Below are 8,461 nucleotides of genomic sequence, written 5' to 3'. Positions count from 1 at the left end.
GTCTGGGTGTTGGAGACCACCAGCGCCTGCATGATCGAGATGCCGACGCTGGAGCCCAGGTTGCGGATCAGGGTGTAGACGGCCGAGCCCTCGGCCCGCAGTTCGGGCGGCACGGTGGCGAAGGCCAGGGTCGAAAGCGGCACGAACAGCAGGCCGATGCCCAGGCCCTGGATGATCCCCGAGACGATGAACGGCGTTGTCGTCATCGACAGGTCGAAGTGCATCATCTGCCAGAGCGCGACGCAGGAGATCGACAGCCCGGTGAAGAGGATGAGGCGCGTGTCGACCCGGCCCACCAACTGGCCCACGGCGAACATGGCGATGAACGAGCCCACCCCGCGCGGCATGGACACCAGGCCCGAGAGCAGCACCGGATAGCCCATCAGCACCTGCATCATCGGCGGCAGCAGGGCCATGGTCGAGAACAGCAGAATGCCGATGAAGAAGCCGAAGACGCTGGCGGTGACGAAGTTGCGGTCGGCCATCAGCCGGCGGTCGAAGAAGGGGTGCTCGGCGGTCAGGGTGTGGGCCACGAACACCCACAGGCCGATGATGGCCAGGATGGTCTCGGTCCAGATCTCCGTCGACGAGAACCAGTCCTCGCCCGGGCCGCGGTCCAGCACCAACTGGAAGGCGCCGACGAAGAGCGTCAGCATCGCAAAGCCGAGGAAGTCGAACCGCCGGACGGCCTCCAGCCGGTCCTTCGAGATGAAGACGAAGACGCCGAGGAAGGCGAGGATGCCGATCGGCAGATTGATGTAGAAGCACCACCGCCAGGAGAAGTTCTCGGTGAGATAGCCGCCGAGGGCGGGCCCGAGGATCGGGCCCAGGATCGCGCCGGCGCCCCAGATGGCCATGGCCTGGCCGTGCTTCTCGGGCGGGTTGATGTCGAGCAGCACCGCCTGGCTGAGCGGTATCAGCGAGGCGCCGAACACCCCCTGCAGCAGGCGGAAGATCACCAGCTCGGGCAAGCTGGTGGCGATGCCGCACAGCATCGAGGCGGCCACGAAGCCGGCGATGGAGATCAGGAACAGGCGCTTGCGGCCGAACCGCGCCGCCATCCAGCCGGTCAGCGGCGTCATGATCGCCGCCGAGACGATGTAGGACGTCAGCACCCAGCCGATCTGCTCCGGCCCGGCCGACACGCTGCCCTGGATGTGCGGCAGGGCGACGTTGGCGATGGTGGTGTCCAGCGAGTTCATCACCGTCGCCAGCATGATGGCGATGGTGATGGGCCAGCGCTTGGCCTCGTCTCGGTCGGGATGCTCGCTCACGGCCGGACGGCCTTACTTCGTGCGGCCGGCGGCGCGGACGTCGACGGTCACGTTGGCGGAGAGCCCGGCGCGGGCGGCCATCTCGGGCGGCGGCCGGTCGAAGGTGATCCGCACCGGCAGGCGCTGGGTCACCTTCACCCAGTTGCCCGTGGCGTTCTGGGCCGGCAGCGCGGAGAAGGCCGAGCCGGCGCCGGGCGCGAAGCTGGCGACGTGGCCCTTCAGCTTGGCGTCCGGGTAGGCGTCCACCTCGATCTCGACCGGCTGACCGACCTTCATGTGCGCGAGCTGGTCTTCCTTGAAATTGGCCTCGATCCAGGGCTGGCCCGACAGCAGCCAGAAGGCGGTCTGGGAGGCGTTGAGGTAGGCGCCCACCGGCATCTGGTCGACGCGGGCCACCACGCCGTCCGCCGGGGCGACCACGGTGGCGTAGGAGACGTCGAGGCGGGCGCGTTCGAGCTGGGCGCGCGCCTGCTGCACGGCCGGGGCGCGGGCGCCGATGTTCGGATCGCCGCCCAGCGCGGCCAGGGCGACGGCCTGCTGTTCGCGCGCGGCCTTGAGCTGTTCGCGGGCCTGGCTGGCGGCGTGGACCGCCTGGTCCACCTGCTGCCGGGACGAGACGCCGGCGGCGGCCAGTTCGCGCTGCCGCTGGGCCTCGCGGGCGGTGTAGGCGACCGTCTCCAGCGCGGCCGAGACGTTGGCGCTCTCGCGCTGATAGGCGGCGCGCTGCTGGCTGACGTTGAGCTCGGCCACGGCCACCTGGGCCTGAGCGGCCGACAGGTTGGCCTGGAAATCGCGCGGGTCGAGCCGGAAGAGGACCTGGCCCTTCTTCACCGCCTGGTTCTCGTGGACGTAGATCTCGACCACGCGCCCGCCGATCGAGGGGGCGACAGCGGTCTTGGCGATCTGGACGTAGGCGTTGTCGGTCGACTCCGTACGCCCGCCGGTCAGCACGAAGTACGCCACGATCGCCAGGATCACGATCGGCCCGCCCAGGATCAGCGGCCAGCGCCAGCGGCGCAGGCCCGACGGCCTTGCAGGCTTGAAATCACGCGCGGCGTTCGCCGTTGGGTCGCTCACGTCCCGGGCCCCTCGAGTATCGATGTCCAGATTGAGCGGGAGGCGAGCAGCATGCGGCCGCGGGGCTCCCGTCGTCTACGGCTCAGATAGTGAGCTCGTGCCGATGAGCAAAATGGTATGTTGTCACGCACAATATGAACACGATGCATGTCCACCCCTGACCTCAACTTGCTGCGCATCTTCGACGCCCTGCTGGAGGAGCGCAGCGTCACCCGCGCCGGAAAGCGCCTCGGCCTGTCGCAGTCGGCGGTCAGCCACGCGCTGAACCGCCTGCGGCACATGCTGAACGACGAACTGTTCGTCCGGGGTCCCGTCGGAATGAACCCGACGCCGCGCGCTCTGGAGCTCGCCGAGGCGGTGCACACGCCGCTGGCGCAGATCCAGGCGGCGCTCGCGCCCGGCGCCTTCGACCCGGCGTCGAGCCAGAAGCGCTTCAACCTGGTAGCCGGCGCCTATGGCGCGGCGGTGCTGGCGCCGCTGCTGGTGGGGCGGCTGGCCGAGCGGGCGCCGCGGGCCGAACTGTTGGTCAGCGGCTACGCGGGGGGCCTGCTGGACCTGCTCGACACCCGCAGCGCCGACTTCGCCGTGGCCGGAGTTGTCTCGGCCCCCGACCGCTTCGCCTACGATCCACTCGTCGCCGAGGACCTCGTGTGGGCGGTCAGTCCCAGCGCGCCGCTGGCGGCCGTCGCGCGCGTGACGTTGGCCGACCTGGCCGCCACCGCGCACATCGCCATCGCGCGGCAGGCGGCGGTGGACGAGGCGGCGGCGCGGGGCCTCGTCTCCCGCGCGAGCTGGGAGGACGAGGGGGCATTCACCCGCGCGCTGGAGGACGGGGGCCTCACCCGCCGCGTCGCGGTGACGGTGCCGGACACCTCGACCGCCCTCGCCGTCGCCAGCCGCTCGCAGATGGCCACCCTGGTGCCGCGCCGCCTGGCGGGCGCCTGGGCCGCCGCCGGCCTGTTGAAGCTGATCGACCCGCCCTATGTCTCGCCGCCGGTGGAGATCGGCGTCATCTACCGCCGCGACCGCCTGCAGGAGCCGGCCATCGCCTGGTTCCGGGACCTGATCCAGGACGTGGCGCGGGGTCTGTAGACGCGCCGCTCGGGACTTGACGCCATCGATTACGCATGTAGTCAATATGGCGACTACACTCGTAAACACAACTGACGAGGCCTCGTCGATGCTCGCAGACCTCCTCACCGCCCTGCTGCGCGCCAACCTTTCGGCGGGCGTGGCGATCCTGGCGGCGGGGGCGTTGCGAGGGCCCGTGCGGCGCGCGTTCGGCGCCCAGGCGGCCTACGCACTGTGGCTGATCCCCGCGCTGGCCGCCGCGGCCGCGCTGGCGCCGCCGGCCGCCGCACCGTCCCTTGCCGACCCTGTGCTGCTCCAGACCGGCGCGGCCGCGGGACGGGCGATCCGCCGGGGCCTCGACACGCAGGCGGACCTCTCGGCCCTGCTCGCCGCGCTCTGGCTCGCGGGCGCCGCGTTCGCGCTGGCGGTTCTGGTCCGCCGACAGGTCCGCTTCCTTGACGGCCTCGGCCGACTGCACGCGGTCGGCGCCGGGCTCTATCGCGCCGAGCGGCCGGATGTGGGCCCCGCCGTCGTCGGCGCGCTGCGGCCGCGCATCGTGACGCCCGCCGATTTCGAGGCCCGCTTCACGCCGCCGGAGCGGGACGTGATCCTCGCGCACGAGGCGCGCCACCTGGCGGTCGGCGACGCGCGGATTAACGCGCTGGCGGCCGCCCTGCAGTGCGCCTTCTGGTTCAATCCGCTGGTCCACCTGGCGACGCGCCTGATGCGCATAGACCAGGAGCTGGCGTGCGACGCGGCGGTGGTGCGCCGCTTCCCCGGCGCGCGCCGCCTCTACGCCGAGGTGCTGCTCAAGGCGCAGCTCGCCGCCCAGCCCCTGCCGCTCGGCTGCCACTGGCCCGCTGCCGGCCAACACCCCCTGAAGGAGAGGATCGCCATGCTGAAGTCGCCCCTGCCCGCCCGCGGACGCCGCCTGGCCGGCGCCGTCCTGGTCGCCGCGCTCAGCGTCGGTGGCGCCTGCGCGGCCTGGGCGGCCGCCACGCCCGCGGCCGGCCTGATCGCCGCGCCAGTCTGGCTGCAGCGCCCGACCGGAAAAGACATCCAGCGCGTCTGGCCCAAGGGCGCGGAGGGCCAGCCCGGCCGAGCGACCATGACCTGCCGCGTGGACGGCGAGGGCCGGCTGGCGCGCTGCAAGGTGGTCTCGCAGTTCCCGGAAGCGGGCGGCTTCGGCCAGGCGGTGCTCGACCTGGCGCCGTGGTTCCGCATGGCCGACAGGGACCCCGACGGCGCCTCCGTCCAAGGGCGGGAGGTCCGTATCCCGGTGCGGTTCAGCCCCTGAAGTTTCGACCGCGCTCAGGCCTTGCGGGTCGCGATCCAGCGGTCGACGCGGGTTTCCAGGACCGGGAGCGGCAGGGAGCCGGCGCCGACGATCATGTCGTTGAAAGCGCGTAGGTCGAACCGGCCGCCCAGGGCCTCACGGGCGCGGGCCCGGAGCGCCAGGATCTTCACCATCCCCACCTTGTAGGACGTCGCCTGGCCCGGATTGACGAAGTAGCGGCGGATCTCCGAGCGCATCTTGCCCTCGGGCTGCGGGGAGTTGGCGCGGTAGTAGTCCAGCGCCTGCGCCTCGCTCCAGCCCTTGGCGTGGATGCCGGTGTCGACCACCAGCCGGATGCCGCGCCAGATCTCACGCCCCAGCCGGCCGAAGTCGTTGTAGGGGTCCTGGTAGAAGCCCATCTCCTTGGCCAGCAGCTCGGCGTAGAGGCCCCAGCCTTCGACATAGGCGCCGTAGTTGTACTGTCCGCGAAACTTCGGCAGGCCCGTCATCTCCTGGGCCAGCATGATCTGCATGTGATGCCCCGGCCAGCCCTCGTGGTAGCAGGTGCCCTCCAGCTCGAAGGTCGGCGTCGCTGCCGTGTCGGCCAGGTGGACGTAGAAGATGCCCGGCCGCGAGCCGTCGGGGGCGCCGGAGGAATAGTGCGCCGCGCCGCCCGGCTCCTCGCGGAAGCTCTCCACTCGCTTGACGATCAGGTCGGCCTTCGGCAGCCGGCCGAACACCGTGGGCAGCTTGGCCTTCATGCCCGCGAGATAGCCCTCGGCGAGCCTCAGGTACTGCGCCCGGCCGGCGTCGTCGTTGGGCAGGAAGAAGCGCTTGTCGGTGCGCATGAAGGCGAAGAAGTCCTCCAGCGAACCGGAGAAGCCGATCTTGGCCTTGAGCGTCTCCATCTCGCCGCGGATGCGCTTCACCTCGGACAGGCCAAGCTGGTGGATCTCGTCCGCGGTCATGCCCGTGGTGGTCTCGTCGAGCAGGCGGGCGGAATAGTAAGCCTGACCGTTCGGCAGCGCACCGACGCCTTGCGCGTCGGGCGTGGTGTTGGCCCGGTCGGCCGTGAGCCAGGCGGCCAGCCGGTCGTAGGCCGGCTTCATCCGGCCGGTCATCGCCGCCGCGAACTGGCCCACCATCCGGCTCTCAGCCGCGCCGTCGATCTTGCCCGCCTTGCGCAGCGCCGCGAGCTTGCCGAGGCCGTCGGCGTAGAGCGCCGAGTCCTTGTCCCCGCCGTCGAAGGGCGCGCCGCGGGTGACGCGCCGCACCTCTTCCAGGGACTGGTCGTACGAGAACCGCGGCGCCCGGACGCCCGCGGCGGCGGCGGCCTTCGCCCGCGCCAGCGCCTGATCGAGGGCCGGGCCGATGCGCTCGACGCGGGCGATGTAGGCCTCCATGTCGGCGGCGCTGTCGACCCGGTGCTGGTTGATCATGAAGTTGGGCAGCCCGGTGTGCGGGCCGCCGCGCGCGAAGACGTAGTCGTGGTCGCGCCACTTGTGGGCCGCCTCGGCCCGGTCCAGCTCCAGCGCCCAGATGTCGTACGATGTGCGCGCGTCCTCGCCGAGCTTGGACGGGTCGAACTTCGCCTTCATCTCGGCCACGCTCTTGCGGCGCCAGGCGATCTCGCGCTCGGCCGCCGCGTCGCTGAGGTCGTCGAGCTGGCCGTACTTCTCCTTGCGGCCCAGGCGCGTCAGGCGCTCGGGGCTCATCTGCAGTTCCTGCTCGAACTGGGCGTCGAGGAAGGCGGTCAACGCGGCGTCCGCATCGGCCGCCCGCGCACCCGACGCCGCGGCCGCCCCGGCCAGGCCAAGTCCGAATTCGCGACGGGACAGACGCATGCGCTTGAACTCCAGATGACTGGCATCGAGGCCTAGCCAACTTCGCCCCGCCCCGCCAGCCGGTCGCGCTTTACGCCGGGCGCGCCGCCGCTTAGGCAGGACGCACACACGGGGGACTTCCACGCATGGCATCGGGCCTGTTCGCGCTGCTCGACGACGTCGCGGCGATCGCCAAGATCGCGGCCACGTCGCTGGACGACGTCGCCGGCGCCGCGGGCAAGGCGGGCTCCAAGGCGGTGGGCGTGGTGATCGACGACGCGGCCGTCACGCCCGGCTACGCCGTGGGCTTCACCCCCGACCGCGAAATCCCGATCGTCTTCAAGATCGCCATGGGGTCGCTGCGGAACAAGTTCTTCTTCCTGCTGCCCGGAGCCCTGGTCCTCAGCGCCTTCGCCCCCTGGGCGGTGACGCCGATCCTGATGCTGGGCGCGGGCTTCCTCTGTTTCGAGGCGGCCGAGAAGATCGTCGAGAAGATCTTCCACCAGAACGAGGTCGACCAGCCCGAGGAGATGGCGCTCAGTTCCGCCGAACTGGAGAAGGAGAAGGTCAGCGGCGCCATCCGCACCGACATGATCCTGTCGGCCGAGATCATGGCCATCGCGCTGAACGACGTCACCGAACAGCCCCTGCTTGTCCAGGCGGCGGCCCTGGCCGTGGTCGGCCTGCTGATCACCGCCGGCGTCTACGGCGTGGTGGGCCTGATCGTGAAGATGGACGACATCGGCCTGCACCTGTCGCGGCGCGCGCTGGCTTCGACCCGCGCCCTCGGCCGCGGCCTGGTGAAGGCGATGCCGGTGGTGCTGGACGCCCTCACCCAGATCGGCACGGCCGCCATGCTCTGGGTCGGCGGCGGCATCGTGGTCCACGGCCTGGAACACTTCCACCTGCCGCAGATCCCCAGCGTGATCCACGCGGCCGAGCACTGGGCCGGCCAGGCGCCCGTCGTCGGAGCCGTCACGGGCTGGCTGGCCTATGCGGTCGGCTGCGCCATCCTGGGCCTGGCGCTTGGCGCCGTTATCGTGGGCGTCGTCCACCTGCTCCCGAAGCGAAAGGAAGCGCACTGACGGGCGACCATGACCTGCCAGGTAATTGGCGGGACGCCCCGCGGCGCTGAAGCTCCGAACGACAGAGACCGGAGCACCCCATGGCCCAGCCTTCCACGCCGCTCGAAATCGTCCGCCAGTTCATGAAGGAGATGGAGCGGCTCGACTACGACGCCGCCCTCAAGCTCGTGTCGGATAACTGCCAGTACCTCAATCCGCCGCCCCTGCCCGCCGTGGAGGGGCCCGCCGGCATCCGCAGCCTGCTGGAGCCGTTCTTCGCCCCGACGCTGGAGAACGACTTCCAGGTCCTGCGCGAAGCCGCCGACGGGCCGCGGGTGTTCCTGGAGCGGCTGGACCGCCACCGCCTTGCCGACAAGTGGGTCGAACTGCCCGTGACCGGCGTCTTCGAGGTGAAGGACCGGCGGATCATCTACTGGCGCGACTATTTCGACGCCGCCAGCATCATGTCGCAATGGCCGACGGGATGAACGGTCTGCCCACGGCGTCGGCCCTCGCGCCCGAAGGATAGTCAGTCCCGCGGGACCCGGCCGGCGCCGTAAAAAGTTCACTAGCCTAGGACCGCCATTTCCTCTGCTTAGCCAGCCGGGCCGCGGGGCGCCCGATTCCGGTGGCGGACGAGTTGATGAAGATTGCGACCTTGCTTTCGGCCCTGGTCCTGGGACTGACGGGGGCGTCGGCGCACGCGGCTCCGCCGCCGAAGGAGCCGAAGCTGGTCGTGGCGATCTCGGTCGACCAGTACGCGTGGAGCCTCTTCCAGCGCTACCGCCCGACCTACACCGGCGGCCTGAAGCGGCTCGCGGACGGCCGCGTCTACCTCGGCTACCAGAGCCACGCTTCCACCGAGACCTGCCCCGG

At 70.9% G+C, this 8,461-nt stretch carries 7 protein-coding genes and 1 pseudogene; 5 read left to right on the top strand and 3 right to left on the bottom strand.

The window, feature by feature from the left end; all coding sequences use genetic code 11:
• Together Q0L11_RS08105 and Q0L11_RS08100 are read right to left on the bottom strand one after the other, a co-directional pair.
• Positions 1-1,274: DHA2 family efflux MFS transporter permease subunit (locus tag Q0L11_RS08105; RefSeq protein ID WP_296596560.1), on the bottom strand; the 1,274-nt coding region annotated here is incomplete at its 3' end.
• A gap of 12 nt (positions 1,275-1,286) precedes the next feature.
• On the bottom strand, positions 1,287-2,351 hold the full coding sequence (locus Q0L11_RS08100; RefSeq protein ID WP_296596559.1) for an HlyD family secretion protein: 1,065 nt from the start codon (positions 2,349-2,351) through the stop codon (positions 1,287-1,289).
• A gap of 147 nt (positions 2,352-2,498) precedes the next feature.
• Between Q0L11_RS08100 and Q0L11_RS08095 the strand changes: the two genes are divergently transcribed.
• Positions 2,499-3,443: a LysR family transcriptional regulator gene (locus Q0L11_RS08095; RefSeq protein ID WP_296596558.1), complete on the top strand. Its 945-nt coding sequence runs from the start codon at positions 2,499-2,501 to the stop codon at positions 3,441-3,443.
• An 88-nt stretch (positions 3,444-3,531) separates the two neighbouring features.
• The gene (locus tag Q0L11_RS08090) at positions 3,532-4,719 is read left to right on the top strand and encodes a M56 family metallopeptidase (protein ID WP_296596556.1); all 1,188 of its coding nucleotides are present in this window, start codon (positions 3,532-3,534) and stop codon (positions 4,717-4,719) included.
• A 14-nt stretch (positions 4,720-4,733) separates the two neighbouring features.
• Here the strand turns inward: Q0L11_RS08090 and Q0L11_RS08085 are convergent, their stop codons facing one another.
• The gene (locus Q0L11_RS08085; protein WP_296596554.1) at positions 4,734-6,542 is read right to left on the bottom strand and encodes a DUF885 family protein; all 1,809 of its coding nucleotides are present in this window, start codon (positions 6,540-6,542) and stop codon (positions 4,734-4,736) included.
• Between the two features lie 125 nt (positions 6,543-6,667).
• On the opposite strand from Q0L11_RS08085, the gene Q0L11_RS08080 reads away from it, so the two are divergent.
• The 3 genes and pseudogenes from Q0L11_RS08080 to Q0L11_RS08070 form a co-directional block, all read left to right on the top strand.
• The gene (locus Q0L11_RS08080) at positions 6,668-7,606 is read left to right on the top strand and encodes a DUF808 domain-containing protein (protein WP_296596553.1); all 939 of its coding nucleotides are present in this window, start codon (positions 6,668-6,670) and stop codon (positions 7,604-7,606) included.
• Between the two features lie 80 nt (positions 7,607-7,686).
• The gene (locus Q0L11_RS08075; RefSeq protein WP_296596552.1) at positions 7,687-8,073 is read left to right on the top strand and encodes a limonene-1,2-epoxide hydrolase family protein; all 387 of its coding nucleotides are present in this window, start codon (positions 7,687-7,689) and stop codon (positions 8,071-8,073) included.
• A 155-nt stretch (positions 8,074-8,228) separates the two neighbouring features.
• A pseudogene (locus Q0L11_RS08070) lies at positions 8,229-8,461 on the top strand (alkaline phosphatase family protein); the annotation flags it as partial.

It is taken from the genome of Phenylobacterium sp. (assembly GCF_024508875.1).
Classification (GTDB): domain Bacteria; phylum Pseudomonadota; class Alphaproteobacteria; order Caulobacterales; family Caulobacteraceae; genus Phenylobacterium.
The sequence above is the reverse complement of the archived record's forward strand: the minus strand, read 5'-3'. Positions and strand labels throughout refer to the sequence as shown.

What these genes read in the sequence shown, in the direction of transcription:
- Q0L11_RS08085 (WP_296596554.1), bottom strand. Translation starts at nt 6,542, where the DNA reads ATGCGTCTGTCCCGTCGCGAATTCGGACTTGGCCTGGCCGGGGCGGCC.
- Q0L11_RS08075 (WP_296596552.1), top strand. Translation starts at nt 7,687, where the DNA reads ATGGCCCAGCCTTCCACGCCGCTCGAAATCGTCCGCCAGTTCATGAAG.
- Q0L11_RS08080 (WP_296596553.1), top strand. Translation starts at nt 6,668, where the DNA reads ATGGCATCGGGCCTGTTCGCGCTGCTCGACGACGTCGCGGCGATCGCC.
- Q0L11_RS08090 (WP_296596556.1), top strand. Translation starts at nt 3,532, where the DNA reads ATGCTCGCAGACCTCCTCACCGCCCTGCTGCGCGCCAACCTTTCGGCG.
- Q0L11_RS08095 (WP_296596558.1), top strand. Translation starts at nt 2,499, where the DNA reads ATGTCCACCCCTGACCTCAACTTGCTGCGCATCTTCGACGCCCTGCTG.